At 42.3% G+C, this 18,522-nt stretch carries 18 protein-coding genes and 1 pseudogene; all 19 read left to right on the plus strand.

Annotation, left to right across the window (positions count from 1 at the left end; all coding sequences use genetic code 11):
* The first annotated feature begins 8 nt into the window (after positions 1–8).
* Positions 9–629, plus strand: coding sequence for a 16S rRNA (guanine(527)-N(7))-methyltransferase RsmG (gene rsmG, locus ACW689_RS07660; RefSeq protein WP_476289988.1), 621 nt, complete (start codon positions 9–11; stop codon positions 627–629).
* 14 nt (positions 630–643) lie between these two features.
* Positions 644–1,429, plus strand: coding sequence for a ParA family protein (locus ACW689_RS07665; protein WP_476289990.1), 786 nt, complete (start codon positions 644–646; stop codon positions 1,427–1,429).
* A 15-nt stretch (positions 1,430–1,444) separates the two neighbouring features.
* Positions 1,445–2,377, plus strand: coding sequence for a ParB/RepB/Spo0J family partition protein (locus ACW689_RS07670; protein WP_476289992.1), 933 nt, complete (start codon positions 1,445–1,447; stop codon positions 2,375–2,377).
* 139 nt (positions 2,378–2,516) lie between these two features.
* Positions 2,517–2,897, plus strand: coding sequence for an ATP synthase subunit I (locus tag ACW689_RS07675; RefSeq protein ID WP_476289994.1), 381 nt, complete (start codon positions 2,517–2,519; stop codon positions 2,895–2,897).
* Positions 2,898–2,912: 15 nt separating this feature from the next.
* Positions 2,913–3,770, plus strand: coding sequence for a F0F1 ATP synthase subunit A (gene atpB / locus ACW689_RS07680; RefSeq protein ID WP_476289996.1), 858 nt, complete (start codon positions 2,913–2,915; stop codon positions 3,768–3,770).
* A 57-nt stretch (positions 3,771–3,827) separates the two neighbouring features.
* Positions 3,828–4,061, plus strand: a complete 234-nt coding sequence (gene atpE, locus ACW689_RS07685; protein WP_476289998.1) for a F0F1 ATP synthase subunit C — start codon at positions 3,828–3,830, stop codon at positions 4,059–4,061.
* 50 nt (positions 4,062–4,111) lie between these two features.
* A complete protein-coding gene (atpF, locus tag ACW689_RS07690; RefSeq protein WP_476290000.1) occupies positions 4,112–4,582 on the plus strand; it encodes a F0F1 ATP synthase subunit B in 471 nt (156 codons plus the stop codon).
* Between the two features lie 16 nt (positions 4,583–4,598).
* A complete protein-coding gene (gene atpH / locus ACW689_RS07695; RefSeq protein WP_476290002.1) occupies positions 4,599–5,132 on the plus strand; it encodes a F0F1 ATP synthase subunit delta in 534 nt (177 codons plus the stop codon).
* Positions 5,133–5,146: 14 nt separating this feature from the next.
* On the plus strand, positions 5,147–6,688 hold the full coding sequence (atpA, locus tag ACW689_RS07700) for a F0F1 ATP synthase subunit alpha (protein WP_476290004.1): 1,542 nt from the start codon (positions 5,147–5,149) through the stop codon (positions 6,686–6,688).
* A gap of 58 nt (positions 6,689–6,746) precedes the next feature.
* Entirely contained in the window at positions 6,747–7,607 is an 861-nt protein-coding gene (gene atpG, locus ACW689_RS07705) for a F0F1 ATP synthase subunit gamma (RefSeq protein WP_476290006.1), read from the plus strand.
* A gap of 32 nt (positions 7,608–7,639) precedes the next feature.
* Entirely contained in the window at positions 7,640–9,025 is a 1,386-nt protein-coding gene (atpD, locus tag ACW689_RS07710; RefSeq protein ID WP_476290008.1) for a F0F1 ATP synthase subunit beta, read from the plus strand.
* A gap of 13 nt (positions 9,026–9,038) precedes the next feature.
* Positions 9,039–9,455, plus strand: a complete 417-nt coding sequence (locus tag ACW689_RS07715; protein WP_476290010.1) for a F0F1 ATP synthase subunit epsilon — start codon at positions 9,039–9,041, stop codon at positions 9,453–9,455.
* A 450-nt stretch (positions 9,456–9,905) separates the two neighbouring features.
* Entirely contained in the window at positions 9,906–12,044 is a 2,139-nt protein-coding gene (locus ACW689_RS07720; protein WP_476290012.1) for a winged helix-turn-helix domain-containing protein, read from the plus strand.
* A gap of 493 nt (positions 12,045–12,537) precedes the next feature.
* A complete protein-coding gene (locus ACW689_RS07725; protein WP_476290014.1) occupies positions 12,538–12,684 on the plus strand; it encodes a hypothetical protein in 147 nt (48 codons plus the stop codon).
* Between the two features lie 48 nt (positions 12,685–12,732).
* Positions 12,733–13,287: a hypothetical protein gene (locus tag ACW689_RS07730; RefSeq protein WP_476290016.1), complete on the plus strand. Its 555-nt coding sequence runs from the start codon at positions 12,733–12,735 to the stop codon at positions 13,285–13,287.
* 995 nt (positions 13,288–14,282) lie between these two features.
* Complete coding sequence (locus ACW689_RS07735; protein ID WP_476290018.1) at positions 14,283–14,969, plus strand: helix-turn-helix transcriptional regulator; 687 nt, start codon at positions 14,283–14,285, stop codon at positions 14,967–14,969.
* Positions 14,970–15,151: 182 nt separating this feature from the next.
* Positions 15,152–15,274, plus strand: a pseudogene (locus ACW689_RS07740) (IS30 family transposase); the annotation flags it as partial.
* A 405-nt stretch (positions 15,275–15,679) separates the two neighbouring features.
* On the plus strand, positions 15,680–17,038 hold the full coding sequence (gene glmU / locus ACW689_RS07745; protein ID WP_476290020.1) for a bifunctional UDP-N-acetylglucosamine diphosphorylase/glucosamine-1-phosphate N-acetyltransferase GlmU: 1,359 nt from the start codon (positions 15,680–15,682) through the stop codon (positions 17,036–17,038).
* 221 nt (positions 17,039–17,259) lie between these two features.
* Positions 17,260–18,504 carry an HlyD family secretion protein gene (locus ACW689_RS07750; RefSeq protein WP_476290022.1) on the plus strand — a complete coding sequence of 415 codons (1,245 nt, stop codon included), beginning with the start codon at positions 17,260–17,262 and terminating at the stop codon, positions 18,502–18,504.
* The last annotated feature ends 18 nt before the right edge of the window (positions 18,505–18,522 follow it).

The following is an 18,522-nucleotide window of genomic DNA, read 5'->3' on the forward strand; positions in this document are numbered from 1 at the left end:
GGAATACTGTGTTACAACAACAACTAACTTCTTTGTTAGCGCAAACGGATATTGCGCTAAGTGAACATCAACAACAGCAATTAGTGCAGTATGTTGAGTTATTAGACAAATGGAACAAAGCCTACAACTTAACCTCAGTTCGTGAGCCACAAGAAATGATGGTAAAACACATCATGGACTCTCTTGTTGTCGCACCGCATCTTAAGGGCCAAAATTACATTGATGTGGGCACTGGACCAGGTTTACCTGGCATTGTGCTAGCTATTGCCCTACCGAATACGCAATTCGTATTACTCGATAGTCTTGGTAAACGTGTGCGCTTTTTAATGCAAGTAAAACATGCGCTTGGCCTTGATAATGTCGCTCCTGTGCAGTCGCGTGTTGAAGAATATTCGCCAAGTGTTAAATTAGATGGTGTACTTAGCCGTGCATTTGCTTCATTGCAAGACATGGTTGATTGGTGTTCACACTTGATTGATAACACCGGGCACTTTCTAGCGCTGAAAGGTCAATTCCCAGATCAGGAGCTTGAACACTTACCTGAAGGGGTAAAATTGCAGCAAGATATTCATCTTAGCGTGCCAGAGTTAGATGCAGAACGACATTTAATTATTCTTTCTAAAGACTAGTATTCGAGGGTAACGTGGCAAAAGTCATTGCAATTGCAAACCAAAAAGGTGGCGTTGGCAAAACTACTACGGCTGTGAACCTTGCAGCATCGATGGCAGCAACCAAACGCAAAATCTTACTTATTGATTTGGATCCTCAAGGTAACGCGACAATGGGGAGCGGTATCGACAAATATGGCGATGTGGCGACCATTTATGATTTATTGATTGAAGAACAAGCGATTGATGACGTCATCTGTAAAGAGACATCTGGTGAATATCATCTGATTGCCGCAAATGGTGATGTGACTGCGGCAGAAGTGAAACTCATGGAACTGTTTGCTCGCGAAGTACGTTTACGCAATGCACTGGATGCGGTTCAAGATAAATACGATTTCATTTTTATTGACTGTCCGCCTTCTTTAAATATGCTAACCGTTAACGCGATGGCAGCGGCAGATTCCATCTTGGTGCCGATGCAGTGTGAATACTACGCACTGGAAGGCTTAACAGCCTTGATGGATACCATTACGCAGTTGGCCAAGTTGGTAAACCCTGAATTACAAATTGAAGGGATTTTGCGTACTATGTATGATCCGCGAAATCGCCTTGCAAATGATGTTTCAGAGCAATTAAAACAGCACTTTGGTGACAAAGTGTACCGCACAGTGATCCCTCGTAATGTACGTTTGGCTGAAGCGCCCAGCTTTGGAGCTCCGGCAATGTACTATGATCGAGCGTCAAGTGGTGCAAAAGCCTATTTAGCTTTGGCAGGCGAAATGTTACGTCGTAAAGAAAAACAATCCGCAGCGGTTGCCTAAGAGGATAATAACAACATGTCGGTAAAAAAACGCGGTTTAGGCCGAGGCTTGGATGCCTTACTCAGTTCAGCAAAACCAGCGCCTAGCGCTGATCCCGTTGAAGTTGAAAATGTTGAACATGCGCCTAGCACATCTTCATCTGAATTAAATCTGGATGGTGAGCTCAAGCGTATCCCCATTGAGTTTTTACGTCCAGGAAAGTATCAGCCGCGTAAAGATATGTCAGAGCAAGCGCTTGAAGAACTCGCTAGCTCAATTCGTGCTCAAGGTGTGTTGCAGCCGATTGTCGTTCGCAAAGTTGACGATAAGCAATATGAAATTATTGCTGGTGAACGTCGTTGGCGTGCATCCCAGTTGGCAGAGCTGGATGTTGTACCCTGCATTTTGAAAGAGGTTGCTGATGAAGCGGCGGTAGCCATTGCGTTGATTGAAAACATTCAACGTGAAGATCTTAATGCCATGGAAGAAGCGGTGGCGTTAGATAGGCTGTTGCATGAGTTTGAGCTGACACACCAACAAGTAGCTGATGCAGTTGGTAAATCACGTACCACAGTCACTAATTTACTCAGGCTCAATAATCTCAATGATGATGTTAAAAAAATGCTAGAGCATGGCGACATTGAGATGGGTCATGCTCGCTGTCTTTTAGCACTTGAAGGTGAGCAACAGTCTGAAGCCGCTCGGACTGCGGTTGCTAAGGCGCTCACCGTGCGCGAAACGGAAAAACTGGTTCGTTCAATATTAGAACCGGTGGAGAAAAAACAAACAAAAGAAAAAGATCCAGATGTCAAATTGTTAGAACAACAGTTGGCAGAAAATCTGGGTGCTAAAGTAGAGATAAATTATAACCAAAAAGGTAAAGGTAAATTGGTTATTTCTTATGCTAACTTAGATGAGTTAGACGGCATATTGGGGCGTATTCAGTCCGATATGCAACAACCTTCCTAATGTGCGAATAATCCGCAAATGTGGTGCTGAAAAAGCGCCACATTTGGTCGCTTCAAGTTGCAAAATCACCAAAAATAAGTATAATTTCGCCAGTTTTTCATGCCCTGATAAAATTTAGCGTCATAAAGGTTAATAAATAGTGACTCAATCGTTAGCAGGCCCGTATAGACGAGCTGCATTAAAAGGCGTAGGACTTCAGGGCATAGTGACAATTGTCGCTGCAGTAATCGTTTTTGTTGGTTGGGGAGTGAACGCAGGCCTATCAGCGTTAGCCGGTGGTCTCGTTTTAGTACTCCCTAATTTTGTTTTTGCGTTATATGCGTTTCGTTTTATGGGCGCGAGTAAGGCAGAACAAGTATTTGCCTCGATAAAACGAGGTAATGGATTAAAATTTTTGCTCACTGTGTGTTTATTTGCACTGGTATTTAAGTATTTTTCAGTGATGGCTGTGCCATTTTTTTGCTGTTATTTACTGGTGTTATTTTCACAGTGGTTTGCACCGATTTTTTTTAATCATTAACTTTTGGGATAAAACATGGCTGCAGAAGAAGTGACTCTATCTAGCCATATTCAGCACCACTTAACCAATGCTAAGATGTGCTCGACCGATGCCGGTCTTGCCTTCAACAAAGCATGTGCGGACAGTGGTTTCTGGACATGGCATGTAGATACCCTCGCATGGTCAATCGGTTTAGGTCTTATTTTTTTATGGATCTTCCGTAGCGCCGCTAAAAAATCAACTATGGGTGTACCTGGTAAATTTCAGTGCTTCATTGAAATGATCGTTGAAGTTGTTGCTAACAACGTCCGCGAAACTTATCACGGTAACAGTAAGTTGATCGCTCCTTTAGCCCTGACGATATTCGTTTGGGTATTTTTAATGAACTTAATGGACTTAGTGCCAGTTGATTTCCTACCTGCTTTTGCCGGCTTCGTTGGTGAGCAAGCGTTTGGTATGGATTCTCACGATGTTTACATGAAAATTGTACCTACAACGGATATCAATTTAACCGCAGCGTTGGCGCTGGGTGTATTTATTTTGATGATCGGTTATTCAATTCGCATGAAAGGCATTGGTGGATTTGTTGCTGAGTTAACACTTCACCCGTTCAGTTCGAAAAACAAGCTACTAATGGTGATCTTGATCCCATGTAACTTCTTACTAGAAACCGTCGCGCTAGTTGCTAAACCTTTTTCGTTAGCACTGCGTTTGTTCGGTAACTTATATGCCGGTGAAATGATTTTCATCTTGATCGGCGCAATTGGTTTGATGCAACTACCGTTGCACTTTATTTGGGCTGTATTCCACATCTTGGTAATCGTATTGCAAGCATTCGTATTTATGATGCTTACTATCGTTTATTTGAGCATGGCAAGCGCAGATAACCACTAATTAAATAATTTATATAGATTTTTTTAACTTTAACTTTAAAAAACTTTGGAGAAAAAAATGGAAATCGCAGTTGCTATTAAACTTATCGCTGTTGCATTACTAATCGGTTTTGGTGCTATCGGTACTGCACTTGGCTTCGGTAACATGGGTGGTAAGTTCCTAGAAGCATGTGCTCGTCAGCCTGAACTTGCACCTCAACTACAAACTAAAATGTTCATCCTAGCTGGTCTAATCGATGCGGTAGCGATGATCGGTGTAGGTATCGCTATGTACATGTTGTTCGCTCTTTAATTTTTAGAAAATACCTGAAACGAACAACTGTCAAGTAAGGAGGAGCGGTCGTGAACTTAAACGCCACTCTAATAGGTGAATTAATTGCATTTACCGTCTTCGTACTATTTTGTATGAAGTACGTTTGGCCTCCGCTAAATGGTGCAATTGAAGCTCGCCAGAAAAAAATCGAAGATGGTTTAGCTGCTACTGATAAAGCTGAAAAAGAACTTGAGCGTGCGCGCCTTGAAGCTGCTGAGCAGCTAAAAGAAGCGAAGTCTCAAGCTGCTGATATCATTGAGCAAGCTAAAAAGCGTGCAGCGCTAATTGTTGACGAAGAGACAACTCGTGGTCAGCAAGAGCGTGAAAAAATTATTGCTCAAGGTCACTCTGAAATTGAATCAGAGCGTAGCCGCGTAACAGAAGACTTGCGTAAGCAAGTTGCTACTCTGGCTGTGGTTGGCGCAGAGAAGATTTTAGAGCGTGAAATCAATCAAGCCGCACACAGTGACATCGTTGAAAAACTTGTCGCTGAGCTGTAATTAGGAGGGTATGAGCATGTCTGAATTGACTACTATCGCTCGCCCATACGCTAAAGCGGCTTTTGAACTTGCCGTTGAAAAAGGCAATGTTGAAGCATGGAACGATATGCTGTTCTTCGCTGGTCAAGTGGCCAGCGATGAGCAAGTATCGGCTGTGCTTTCAAGCATGCCGACTGCTACAGAGCAAGCTGATGTATTAATCAAAGTTTGTGCTGAGCAACTCAACGAGCAAGGTCAGAATCTTATCAAGCTGATGGCCGAAAATGAGCGTTTAGCTGCCATTCCAGCAGTTGCAGATATTTATGCTGAATTTAAAGCTGAATATGACAAAGAAATCGACGTTGATGTGGTTTCTGCAGCTGAGCTTGCTGCTGAGCAGCAAGATAAATTGGTCGCGGCACTTGAAAAACGTTTCGCACGCAAAGTTAAGCTGAATTGTAGCATCGACGAGACCGTAGTTAGTGGTCTTGTGATAAAAGCCGGTGATACCGTTATTGACGGTTCTGTTCGCGGCAAATTAGACCGCTTAGCGGTTTCGCTACAATCGTAATTGGGAAAAAGAGCATGCAACTTAATTCCACAGAAATTTCTGCGCTGATCAAACAACGTATTGAACAGTTTGAAGTTGTAAGTGAAGCACGTAACGAAGGTACGATTGTATCTGTTACTGATGGTATCATCCGCATCCACGGTCTTGCTGACTGTATGCAAGGTGAGATGATCGAGCTTCCTGGCAACCGTTATGCTATCGCACTAAACCTTGAGCGTGACTCAGTAGGTGCTGTAGTAATGGGTCCTTACGCTGACCTTAAAGAAGGCGTAAAAGTACAATCTACTGGTCGTATCTTAGAGGTACCTGTTGGTCGTGGTCTACTTGGTCGTGTTGTAAACACACTAGGTCAGCCTATCGATGGTAAAGGTGCACTAGATAACGATGGTTTCGAGCCAGTTGAAAAAATCGCACCAGGTGTAATCGAGCGTCAATCAGTAGATGAGCCAGTACAAACTGGTTATAAGTCTATCGATGCGATGATTCCAGTTGGTCGTGGTCAGCGTGAGCTTGTTATCGGTGACCGTCAGACTGGTAAAACAGCACTAGCAATCGATGCTATCATCAACCAAAAAGACACAGGCGTTAAGTGTGTGTACGTTGCGGTTGGTCAAAAAGCGTCAACAATTGCTAACGTAGTACGTAAATTAGAAGAGCATGGTGCACTTGCAAACACAATCGTTGTTGTTGCATCAGCTTCTGAATCAGCAGCGCTTCAATTCCTAGCGCCATTTGCTGGTTGTACTATGGGTGAATACTTCCGTGACCGCGGTGAAGATGCACTAATCGTATATGATGATTTGTCTAAGCAAGCTGTTGCTTATCGTCAAATTTCATTGCTACTTAAGCGTCCACCAGGTCGTGAAGCATACCCAGGTGACGTATTCTACCTTCACTCACGTCTTCTAGAGCGTGCATCGCGTGTAAACGCTGATTACGTTGAGAAGTTCACAAATGGTGAAGTGAAAGGTAAAACTGGTTCATTGACGGCATTGCCTATCATTGAAACTCAAGGTGGTGACGTTTCTGCATTCGTACCTACTAACGTTATCTCAATCACCGATGGTCAGATCTTCTTAGAAACTGACTTATTCAACGCAGGTATCCGTCCAGCTGTTAACGCTGGTATCTCGGTATCTCGTGTAGGTGGTGCTGCGCAAACTAAAATCGTTAAGAAACTAGGTGGTGGTATCCGTCTAGCGCTAGCTCAATACCGTGAACTAGCGGCGTTCTCTCAGTTCGCTTCTGACCTTGACGATGCAACTCGTGCACAACTTGAGCACGGTGAGCGCGTAACAGAGCTAATGAAGCAGAAACAGTACGCTCCAATGTCTGTTGCTGAAATGTCTCTATCGCTATTTGCTGCTGAAAAAGGCTATCTGAAAGACATCGAAATCGCTAAGATCATGGATTTCGAAGAAGGTCTAATCGGCTTCGCTAACAGCACATACGCAGAGCTTATGGCTCAAATCAATGAAACAGGTAACTACAACGCCGAGATCGAAGCGCAGTTGAAAGAACTTCTTGAGAAGTTCAAGTCAACGCAAACTTGGTAATTTAGTTATGGATGGTGAGCATTATCGCTAATGTTCACCTTGATTCGGAGAGAGAGTCATGGCCAGCGGAAAAGAGATTAAAAGCAAGATCGGGAGTATCAAGAATACTCAAAAGATCACCAGCGCAATGGAAATGGTTGCTGCTTCTAAAATGAAGAAAGCACAAGACCGTGTGGCTTCAAGCCGTCCATACGCTGAGAACTTACGCAAAGTGATCGGTCGTGTTGCTCAAGCTAATCTTGACTTCCAACATCCGTTCTTAGAAGAACGTGATGTAAAACGAGTTGGTTATATCGTTATCTCTACTGACCGTGGTTTGTGTGGCGGTTTGAACTCAAATGAGTTTAAAAAAGTTGCACAAGACGTGAAAGCGTGGAAAGAAAAGGGTGTAAGCGCTGAGTTTGCAGCCATTGGTAGCAAAGCTGCTGGTTTCTTTAAACGTTTTGGTGGTCAGTTACTTGCTAAAACAGCAGGTCTTGGAGATACACCTTCGGTACAGGACGTAATTGGTCCTGTAAAAGTAATGCTAGATGCATTCGAGGAAGGAAAAATTGACCGTTTGTACGTGGTATACAACAACTTTGTAAATACCATGAAGCAAGAGCCAGTAATCGATCAGTTATTACCTTTGCCAAAAGCTGAAGAAGAAGTATCAACCCATGCTTGGGACTACTTATATGAGCCAAGCCCAGAAGCGATCCTTGAGACGCTATTGGTCCGCTTTATTGAGTCACAAGTTTACCAGGGTGTGGTTGAGAATGCTGCCTCTGAACAGGCTGCCCGTATGGTTGCGATGAAAGCCGCAACTGATAACGCAGGCGACCTGATGGATGAGCTGCAGTTGGTTTACAACAAAGCACGTCAGGCTGCAATCACACAAGAGATTAGTGAGATTGTGGGCGGTTCGGCTGCTGTTTAACGCTTCGGCAAAGTTTAACGAGAGGAATAGACATGAGTTTAGGTAAGGTCGTCCAAATTATCGGCGCCGTTGTGGACATCGAGTTTCCACAAGACAACGTGCCAGCCGTATATGACGCACTAAAAGTTACAGAAGGCGACTTAGCAGGTTTGACTCTAGAAGTTCAACAGCAGCTAGGTGGCGGTGTGGTACGTGGTATCGCACTAGGTACTACTGACGGTTTACGTCGTGGTACAGCAGTAGAAGGCACAGGCGAGCCAATCAAGGTTCCAGTTGGTACTAAGACCCTAGGTCGTATCATGGACGTATTAGGTCAGCCAATCGATGAAGCAGGTCCAATCGGTGAAGACGAGCGTATGTCTATCCACCGTGCTGCGCCTTCATACGAAGATCAATCAAGTTCAGTTGAACTACTAGAAACAGGTATCAAGGTAATCGACCTTGTATGTCCGTTCGCTAAAGGTGGTAAAGTTGGACTATTCGGTGGTGCCGGTGTAGGTAAAACCGTAAACATGATGGAACTTATCCGTAACATCGCAATCGAGCACAGCGGTTACTCAGTATTCGCAGGTGTTGGTGAGCGTACTCGTGAGGGTAACGACTTCTATCACGAAATGAACGATTCAAACGTACTTGATAAAGTATCGCTTGTTTACGGTCAGATGAACGAGCCACCGGGTAACCGTCTACGTGTTGCTTTGACTGGTCTAACTATGGCAGAAAAATTCCGTGACGAAGGTCGTGACGTACTTTTCTTCGTAGATAACATCTACCGTTACACACTAGCGGGTACTGAAGTATCTGCACTTCTAGGTCGTATGCCTTCAGCGGTAGGTTACCAGCCTACACTAGCTGAAGAAATGGGTGTACTTCAGGAGCGTATCGCTTCAACTAAGACTGGTTCAATCACTTCAATCCAAGCGGTATACGTACCTGCGGATGACTTGACTGACCCATCACCAGCTACAACGTTCGCGCACTTAGATGCAACAGTAGTACTTTCACGTGATATCGCGTCTCTTGGTATCTACCCTGCGGTAGACCCACTAGATTCAACATCTCGTCAGCTTGATCCACAAGTAATCGGTAACGAACACTATGACACTGCTCGTGGCGTTCAAACTGTACTTCAGCGTTATAAAGAGCTGAAAGACATCATCGCGATTCTAGGTATGGACGAGCTATCTGATGAAGATAAGCAAGTTGTATCTCGCGCACGTAAGATCCAGCGTTTCCTATCTCAGCCGTTCTTCGTTGCTGAAGTATTCACGGGCGCGCCTGGTAAATACGTTTCATTGAAAGACACTATCTCTGGTTTTAAAGGCATCTTAAACGGTGACTACGATGATATGCCAGAGCAAGCGTTTTACATGGTTGGCTCAATCGACGAAGCAGTTGAAAAAGCTAAAAACATGTAATTAGGAGGGTGTTATGGCAACGACAGTACATCTTGATGTAGTCAGTGCAGAAGAGAATTTATTCTCTGGCTCTGTGTCAGCTATTCAAGTGACAGGTAGTGAAGGTGAGTTGGGGATCCACCCTGGTCACGCGCCACTATTGACTGGCCTAAAACCTGGTATGGTACGTTTAGTTAAACAAGATGGTAGTGAAGATATCATCTATGTTGCAGGTGGTACGCTTGAAGTACAACCAAACATTGTGACTGTTCTTGCGGACGTGGCAATGCGTGGTGAAGACTTAGATGAGCAAGCTGCTGAGCAGGCTGTACGCGATGCTGAAGCACAAATGGCATCAAGCACAGCAAGCGAGCTTGACCACCATGCTGCGGCTGTACAATTAGCTGAGGCAATTGCTCAGCTACGTGTTATTCGCCAACTGCGCAAATAAATACAAACCTATCTGGTTTAAAAAGCCCACGCCATGCGTGGGCTTTTTTTTTAATATCATTGCGCAATAACAGTTAGCCCTTTTGAAGGGTTACACCTCACATAGTGGTACTAACGACAAGGTTGTCTTGCGTCAAAATCAGACTGGGTCGTATTTAATTTTCTCATTTTACACGTTTGTCTTATTCATATACGAGTTTAGTATGTAAGATAAGCATTTTGAGATGCTTTATACCTCTTTTTGTTGTAAGTGTTTAGTATTTTGGGATTAACAAATATTATTATTTTTTTCATTTTAAGTTGCATTTTTTTGTGTAAAATGTGATCGTTTTTAGTGGTTATACTACTTTTAGGCCTGGCTTAGTAGAATTTTTATGATATTTGTTATTGAGTTTAGAATGATAATAGGCACAATCATAAATTGTACTAAGGGAATATTAAATTACTCATAATGAATGAAGTTAGGTTTTCACGCCAAGTTAAGGAAGTAAAGTTTGGGGCCTGGACCTTAGACCCAAAAAAGCAGTGTATTTGTGATGGTTCTACAGAGAGAGAATTAGAGCCACTGTTATTTCGACTTCTTTGCTATTTTATCATAAACAACGAGCAGATCATCACGCGTCAGGATTTGGTTGATGATGTGTGGTGTCAAAAATATGTGGATGATAATGCTATCAATAGAGCCATGTCGGAATTGCGCAAGATACTCAAGTCGGATGTGCAAAAAGGCATTGTGGTTAAAACGCACTATAGAAAAGGGTATAGCTTCTTTTTAGAACCTGAAATAATCTATCATCAAGAGCAGCCCAAAGAAGAACCGATTACCTCCCCCCCCCAGAAATTACACAAACGTTCAGTTGCCTTAAAAGAAAAAAACGACAATACACGTACTAAATTTGGCATATTCGTTGTTGTAACGCTATTTGCGTTGGCGGCCTGCTATAAGCTTGTTGAGAATTATCAAGCAGATGACACTGGCTTTATGGTTGAGCATAAAGACATTACCGAAAAAGTCTTGTCTTGGGTACCCGGACGCTATGCTCAACTACGCTTGTCTTATAACAAAAAATTGCTCGCGTTTGCATTCTCGCCACAAGACACCAAGCATTATTCATTAGTTGTAAAAGAGCTTGATAGTGGCTATGAGCGTCGTTTAGGTGAAGAGGGCGTAGATTATTACCCATTAGGTTGGTCGACAGACTCGAGTACACTTTATTATCGAGCTAAAACCAAGGAAACGTGTCAAATATGGCAAATTAAAGCGGATTTTGCTGAAGGAAACAAAGCACTGTTTGACTGTAACATGCGAGGTTTAGTTACAGGCAGTGGAGTTGGTAAAGACCGAATTGTGTATTCTAAATCTGGATACCGAAATAGGGATGAGCTTTCTGCTTTAACGAGTCGAAATTTAATTACAGGTGCTGAGTATCAAATCAGTTCGCCTAATTTGAACTCTTATGGCGATCAGTTTTTGGCGTATATTCCGGAAAAAGAAGTTTTGCTATTTGAACGTCGTCAATATGATACGAATGAGCTGTATATGACGGACCTAGATGGTGGTGACCAAATTAAGCTATTGGAATCACCGAGCCGCATATGGTCTTTGAATTACGATGCTGATTCAGATTTACTGTTGTGGTTCGACAACAATAAAAACACGGTATTTGGTTACAGTTTGAGTGAACGCAGACTGGTCAAAAAAGATAAGCTAAATACATCACAAAGTTATGCAATATTTCAGTTTATTAATGAAGATGAAATGTTGATCGTTAGCTATCCATTTAGTTCATTTATCTATACATTAGATTTGAATAAAAAGGTGATGAGTGCTGACATAGAGTTGAGTTTAGGCAGTACTAAGCCAATCAAATTCAAGCAAGGCTACATGGTACTAACTGAGCATGGTGGTGGAAAAGTGGTGACCCAAGTAGGCAACAATGGGGACAGCAAGGAGCTCGCAATTCCTGCGGGTGACATTCGCAATATCCGCTATTACGAAAAGAACGATTTGCTACTTGTTCACCATCGCCGCAAGATTGATATATATAAATATGCAGATCTATCACTAATAGACAGTGTCGAAGTGGATGGTGCTATCATATCAGCGGAGTTTTTAAGTGATAGTGAAGTGGGTTATGTTGTTTTAGGTGAGCATAAGGTAAAAAGTAGTTCGTACAAGTACTCACTTAAATATAAAAAGCACACCTCAATTCCAACACTAAACTCGGTGTGGATAGGTCGTCTCGATGATAAGACACTCATTTCCTTGTCTTCAAATGATACGGTCGTACTTTATGACATAAACTCAGGCAGTACGGTTCAAGAGTTTGAACTTCCCAAAGCAATATATAGACACTCTGTTACCGTAGGTGAAGGCTATATTTACCACTCCGACGGCAAGCGTATCTATCGCTTTGACAAAGAAAAAGGGACGGTTGTTGAACTGGTCTATGAGGTAGAAAGTTCTCGATATTCTATTGGTAATATCAGCTACTCACCTCATGAACAGTCGCTATGGATGAATATAATTGAAACCAACGAAAATCAACTCCTCGATATAAAAATGGGCAAACAAGAACAAGTAAACTAGCTCCTTATCACAAGAACTTTCTGATTTACTTCTGGCCGTGAACGTTAACTTTCCCCCTGAGGACTAGCTTCTAGGGAGAGTGGTGACGCCGACAATAGATGATCTCCCGCTTAAAGTCTTATTGCGAAGACTATAGTAAAGCCTGTACGCACACTTTAGCGGTTTGATGCATATGTTAAAGTCGCCTATTTTACAATTTCCCTTGAGCATCGTTGCTTTTTTCCTAACACAAAGCCCATTATTTCTCTTCATCAAGGAGTCTATGAAGGTCATTTTTTATGGCTTTATTTGTCTCTGGCGCTGATCGTCTAGTTTGATTTCACTAAGGTTTAGATAATGTTTCAGGAATAAAATAAATAAGCAATTAAATCAATGTCTTGGGGAAACCTTATGACAGGATGTGTAAGGTTTGATAACTACATAAAAAAGAGAAGTTTGTTTAATGTATTAATCGTTCTCTAATAAAAATACAAAACAATCAAGGAATCACATTATGTTATCTACTCTAAAATTAAAGCTTAAAACAAAGAAAATGAAGCAACTATCGACTGACCATGCATTAAATACAAAACAAACTAAAAAAATAGCTGGTGGCGCTTGCGATTCAGAAACAGAAACTTTTACAGGTTATCCAGAGTAGGCTGCATAGCGATATGCATCATTTATTTGTCATTATAAGGAGATTCAATTGGGGTTAACTTATTCGCTGCTTGCAGTATCTATAAGCCTTGAGCCTAACGTCGGAGTGCTAAAGCTACAAGAGCCTGTACGTGAATATTATTATTCTAGAGAGTCTGGAACTGTGATTCATGGATATGATTTGTCACGAGAAGATAAAGTGACTAAAGGGCAGACGCTATTAACATATATAAAAACCCCCGAGCAGGTGGAGAAGACTATCGTCTCACGCACAACAGGCTATCTTGAATACGTAAATCGTGGGCTGTCTAAGGGCAGCCCAATTGCAGCAGGAGAAATGCTTTACAAGGTTAAATCTAATCTAGTCTATGGCTGGTACTACACGCATACACTTAACACAGAAAAGCTAAAAACAAACTCACCGTTATGGGTGTGCTCGGCTCAGGGGGAGCAATGGCAATTTAATATTGATGCCGTAAAAGCAGATAAAATATTAGTTTCATCAGCATTTAATGCTAAAGACTACAACCGTCTTTACGCACTTAATCAACAAAAGTTGGCAATGTACCAACAAGACCCAGAGTGTGCAAAGAGTGTTCAATAGGTCGTTCACTCTTTATAACTATCCTTTCTGATTTTTTTACCCTGACATTATTTGATTACCACTTTCATTGAAATCTACTTAACCTCAAGTTTGCAAAGAGTTTTGAAATAAGCAATGTTTTGAAAGTTGCTCTCAACTTTGATGATATTCTGTTCAGTATCAAGGCGTTTTTACGTGTTAATAGCGGGTGATTATGAGTAAAAATGAGGTACTGAATGGATAAGGTCACTTCATTGGGGTTATTCGCTTATCCGAAGTTGAAGCTAACTAATTAAGTTTCTTAAATTATTCGCCCAAGTGCTCTTTCTCTGATATCTAAATACACATACCGATAGTGCTTTCACGAGCAACGTTGCCGGCTCAATGTGTATCATTTATAGACTCAACTGCTTTGTGGTCCTGATTTACTTCAATCATGCTTCATATTCGTAGCGTGATGGAGTTTATCGGCAAGGAATACAATGCCACAATTCAATATGCTTCCCTATAGAATGTTCTGCGCCCTAGACATTTATTTGTGCGTTGTGACGATAGTGCATACTCTTTGGGGGGAGTGAATACCGTGAGCAATTGTATCTCCTATGCGATTCCTTATCTTCTTGCCTAAATTTGAGTTTCATACCTTTGTTCAGCGACTCGTTTTTTCATTAAATCAGTGCATCAAACAGGCCCTTGTTAAGGCAAAAGCGTAAAACGCATTAATTTGGTCAATAGGCTTGTGCATGCAAAAAGGCCGTTAGCCCTTTAATAACGTGAGTTGCGTATCAGATAAGGATTCTCTTGTGAAAAATAAAACAAACGCATGGAATAATACTCGCCATTATCAATCAATATGCAGATCATTTTTTTAATAATGATTGGTTTTAACTTTTTGTTTTTTAATATTTGTTTTTGTTTTTGCGTTTTTTGACGGATGTATTTTATGCACCCAAAATAGGTTTCGAACACAAGTTACTTTGTGTGATTTTTTCAACGTATGATACGCGGAGTGAAAGATGCAAAATCAAATTGACAATGACTTTTTCGACCCATTTAGAAGTGGTGCGGTGCTTAATGATTCAATAGCCAAGTTTGAAGGTGTAAAGCAGGAGGCAGAGCTAACCAATATTTTATGTGATATCGCGTTCAGTTCAGGGTATGAATGCCTCGCTTTTATAGATTATGCCCCTTTATCAACAAAAAACTATCACAAGCATCTATATGGAAAATATGGCTCTGAGGTTGAGGGTTATCTCGATAGCGAAGAAATATATAAATATTGTAAGAGTGGTTTCCGTATGACGCCCTTAGAATCTTTATTGACACAAAGAAGTGATATTGAACACTTGTATGTTTTACCACTGAGAGGTATGTCAGGGATTGTTGGTGCGCTTGTTTTCAATATTCCGCACGATTTTTTGGCTTACAAAAGCATTGAACTTATAGATTGGTTTTGGACCATTCTTTCACCTTATTTATTACATGCTGCATTACGTTGTCGCCGCGACCACTTGAACATTACCGATAGAGAAAGGGATTGTTTATTGTGGGCTTCGGAAGGTAAGACATCTTGGGAAATAAGCCAAATATTAGGAATATCAGAAAGAACAGTAAATTTTCACCTATCAAATTGTATTGGTAAAACTGGTAGCAGTAATCGCCAGCAAGCAATAGTAAAATGTATTTTAAACGATGTTATATAAGTTTATATAACATCAAACCTTTTTAGTTTATATCTACAAATAGAGTCCTGAATTCAGATAATAAGTACACCACGCATGGTTCAATGATGAGAAGAGAACAACTGTCTGTTGGTGATACGCTGTAATCGCCAAAAGAGAAAAAATATTTGATTCAATGGGCTACAAGTGGTGGTGAAGGGTAAAGATACCCGTTTGAGGCATATTTATGTGAGGGCTTTAGCTATCGAGGGATCGGAAAAAAGCGAAAAGTGGACCACAGCACCGCAAGTTGTGAAGTGAGGCGTAATAGTGTTTGGAATCATTATTTTGATTAGTTGGGTGAGCAAGTAGGCTCCCCGTTTTGATGAGCTTACTGACGATCATATTTGGTATGTTGACGTTGGCATTACTGCCTAGTATTGGGGTCGAGAACTATCGGGGGTTAGTCGTCATCATAGCCGCAAGCATGCTGTGCAGTTTGTATTTTCTCTACCCGTAGTATCTGCCTTATAGCATGCTACAAGGCCTTTTTATTGTGCTAAAGATATGAGGCCTCAAGGCTTTGAGTAATGGGGATTGGCAGTATGGATGTGCACTTTTTGTATTGTGCTTATCATCATTGCCAAAGCTAGTTACAATAGACAATATTGTGTATAGGGTTAATTATATGCCTATGCTTAGTTGTTTCTATAAAGTTGTATATACAGCTGATATTTAAGGATATTGTGTTCATGGCGCTCACTTCAATCATTCTTGCTGCGGGAAAAGGCACTCGCATGCGCTCGAAATTACCAAAAGTACTCCACTCAATAGCTGGCAAGCCTATGGTTCAGCATGTGATTGATAACGCGGCGACGCTTGGCTCTTTGCAAGTCAACCTTGTCTACGGACATGGCGCTGAGCAGTTAAAAGCAGCACTTGCACACAATCAAGTGAATTGGGTTCATCAAGCGGAGCAACTTGGAACGGGTCATGCGGTCGCAGTCGCCAAAGAACATATTGGTGATGATGACACGGTTTTAATTTTGTACGGTGATGTGCCATTAACTAAAAGCGAAACACTCGAACGCTTGCTTGCCGTCACACCTAAAGACGGCCTATCTGTGCTGACGGTTACCTTAGATAATCCGATGGGTTATGGCCGTATGATCCGTGAAAATGGCAAGTTGGTGGGCATTGTTGAGCAAAAAGATGCGACGCCAGAACAACTCGCTATCAACGAAATTAACACGGGCATCATGGCAGCCAATGGACGCTTACTGAAAAAGTGGCTCGGACAGTTATCAAACGACAATGCACAAGGTGAGTATTATCTGACGGATATTGTTGCTATGGCACACAGTGAAGGGGTTGAGATCACATCAGCGCAACCTGAGCACCCAATGGAAGTGGAAGGGGCGAATAACCGAGTGCAGTTGGCGGCACTAGAGCGAGCTTATCAAGCGTGGCAGGCTGAAACATTGATGCTCAATGGCGCAAGTTTGGCTGATCCAAGCCGTATCGATGTGCGCGGCACGGTTAAAACCGGTCAGGACGTACAGATCGACGTTAACGTGATTTTTGAGGGCGACGTTGTGTTAGGCGATGATGTCGTGATTGGCCCTAACTGCGTGCTGAAAAACTGTATCATCTCTGATGGCGTCGTCGTGAAAGCCAATACCATGATTGAAGATGCACAAGTGGCAGCTAAGTGTACGTTAGGTCCATTTGCGCGTTTACGACCTGGTACGGTAATGGAAGAAGATTCGCATGTGGGTAACTTCGTGGAAATGAAAAAGACCCGTTTAGGTAAGGGCTCGAAAGCGAATCACCTGACTTATCTTGGTGATGCAGAAATTGGTGAAAGAGTGAACATTGGTGCGGGAACCATTACCTGTAACTATGATGGCGTGAATAAATCAAAAACCATTATTGGCGATAATGCCTTTATTGGCTCTAATTCGGCCTTAGTTGCCCCGGTCAAAATCGGTGACACGGCAACCATTGGTGCAGGCTCTGTGATCACGGCGAAGGTTGAAAATGAGCAACTAGCCGTTGCGCGTGCTAAGCAGCGTAATTTATCTGGCTGGCAACGACCCACAAAAAAATAGTAAGTGAGTCACCTCAGCTGAGGTAAAGTAAAAAAGAGCGCTTTGTAGGCGCTCTCTTTTTAACTGTTGATTGTTTTAAAAATGTAAACCAACAAGCTTGGCTTGCGACGGCAATGTCGTCTGTATAAGAACTGGCACTAGCATTCCTTTCTGTCACCGAGCGTGGTACATTGTCAGTTCGATGAAAAATTTTTAACAATATTGTTACCCGAAGTAGAGCTATGGAAAACTTATTCCGCAAAGAAGTCATGGAGAGCAAGCGGCATCGGCTTGAGGGGGCGGTTTCACTTGTTCAGCCTCCTGTATTCAGTACGTTAACTATGCTGATAGTCGTTGTTGTTGTGGTGAGCCTAGTGTTTTTAGCACTTGGTAAGTATACCCGCAAGGAGAGAGTCACTGGGATAGTTGAACCCAATACTGGGGTGCTGCGACTTAAAGCATCTCAAACCGGCGTCATATCAGAGATCCTCGTTAAAGAAGGTGCGTTGGTTGAAAAGGGTACCCCCATTTTGCGTATTGCTTCAGCTAAACATAGCAAGCATGCTATTGAACTCAACCAAGCACTTTTAAATCAATATACGTTTCAGTTGCGAGGTCTTGAGCAACGCTTACAGCAGCAACAGCTGCAAAACAAAATCGATTTACAAGAACTGCAAAGCAAGAAAGTCACTGCGCAAGCAAGACTAGTGGAGCTTGATAGGCAGGCAAAAACATTTGCTGAGCGTCTGAGGCTTAACGAGCAAATGGTGGATCAGATCAGCACCTTAAAAGGCACAGGTTATATCTCTGAGTTGGAATTACAGCGGCAACGGGACACTCTACTTTCGTTGCAGCAGCAGGCTTCAAACATCGAGTCGGAGCGTTTGTCTTTGCAAAGTCAAATAGAGCAGTTGTCTAGTCAACTAGAGAAGTTACCGCTTGAACAAAGCAGTTTGTTGTCTCAGCTGGAGTCGCAAAAGGCAGAGTTGCAAATTCAATTATCTTCTATCGAACAACAGCGTTTGGGTGAACTCAGAGCGCCAACAACAGGGGTGATCAGCGGTTTACTCGCCAAAGTAGGTAATAATGTGGTGAGCGGACAAAACCTGCTGACTATTTTGCCAGAACATAGCCAAATGCAAGCGGTGGTATTTGTGCCCACAGAGGCGTTTGGCTTCGTGAACGAAGGACAAAAAACCCGTTTGCGCTATCACGCATTTCCTTATGAAAAGTTTGGTGTGTATGACGGTGAAATTATTGAAGTGAGTCAATCGGTTATTTTTCCAGATGAAACCAGTACACCGGGTATTATCACCACGCCTGCCTATCGAGTGGTGGTGGCGCTTGAACAACAACAAGTAAAGGCGTACGGCAAAGCATCCGCATTACGACCTGGTATGACCCTAGAAGCCGATATTATCATTGAAGAGCGCTCGTTGCTTCGTTGGTTGTTCGATCCCGTATTTAGTATTCAAGGTCAGCTGTAGGCTGAGGAGTTTGAGAAA

It is taken from the genome of Pseudoalteromonas sp. ABE4_541 (assembly GCF_056312285.1).

Excerpts from the sequence above, each read along its gene's own strand:
- ACW689_RS07725 (WP_476290014.1), top strand. The coding sequence starts at position 12,538 with ATGTTATCTACTCTAAAATTAAAGCTTAAAACAAAGAAAATGAAGCAA.
- atpD (WP_476290008.1), top strand. The coding sequence starts at position 7,640 with ATGAGTTTAGGTAAGGTCGTCCAAATTATCGGCGCCGTTGTGGACATC.
- atpH (WP_476290002.1), top strand. The coding sequence starts at position 4,599 with ATGTCTGAATTGACTACTATCGCTCGCCCATACGCTAAAGCGGCTTTT.
- atpG (WP_476290006.1), top strand. The coding sequence starts at position 6,747 with ATGGCCAGCGGAAAAGAGATTAAAAGCAAGATCGGGAGTATCAAGAAT.
- ACW689_RS07750 (WP_476290022.1), top strand. The coding sequence starts at position 17,260 with ATGGAAAACTTATTCCGCAAAGAAGTCATGGAGAGCAAGCGGCATCGG.
- glmU (WP_476290020.1), top strand. The coding sequence starts at position 15,680 with ATGGCGCTCACTTCAATCATTCTTGCTGCGGGAAAAGGCACTCGCATG.
- ACW689_RS07715 (WP_476290010.1), top strand. The coding sequence starts at position 9,039 with ATGGCAACGACAGTACATCTTGATGTAGTCAGTGCAGAAGAGAATTTA.
- atpE (WP_476289998.1), top strand. The coding sequence starts at position 3,828 with ATGGAAATCGCAGTTGCTATTAAACTTATCGCTGTTGCATTACTAATC.
- atpA (WP_476290004.1), top strand. The coding sequence starts at position 5,147 with ATGCAACTTAATTCCACAGAAATTTCTGCGCTGATCAAACAACGTATT.
- ACW689_RS07735 (WP_476290018.1), top strand. The coding sequence starts at position 14,283 with ATGCAAAATCAAATTGACAATGACTTTTTCGACCCATTTAGAAGTGGT.
- ACW689_RS07720 (WP_476290012.1), top strand. The coding sequence starts at position 9,906 with ATGAATGAAGTTAGGTTTTCACGCCAAGTTAAGGAAGTAAAGTTTGGG.
- ACW689_RS07670 (WP_476289992.1), top strand. The coding sequence starts at position 1,445 with ATGTCGGTAAAAAAACGCGGTTTAGGCCGAGGCTTGGATGCCTTACTC.
- atpB (WP_476289996.1), top strand. The coding sequence starts at position 2,913 with ATGGCTGCAGAAGAAGTGACTCTATCTAGCCATATTCAGCACCACTTA.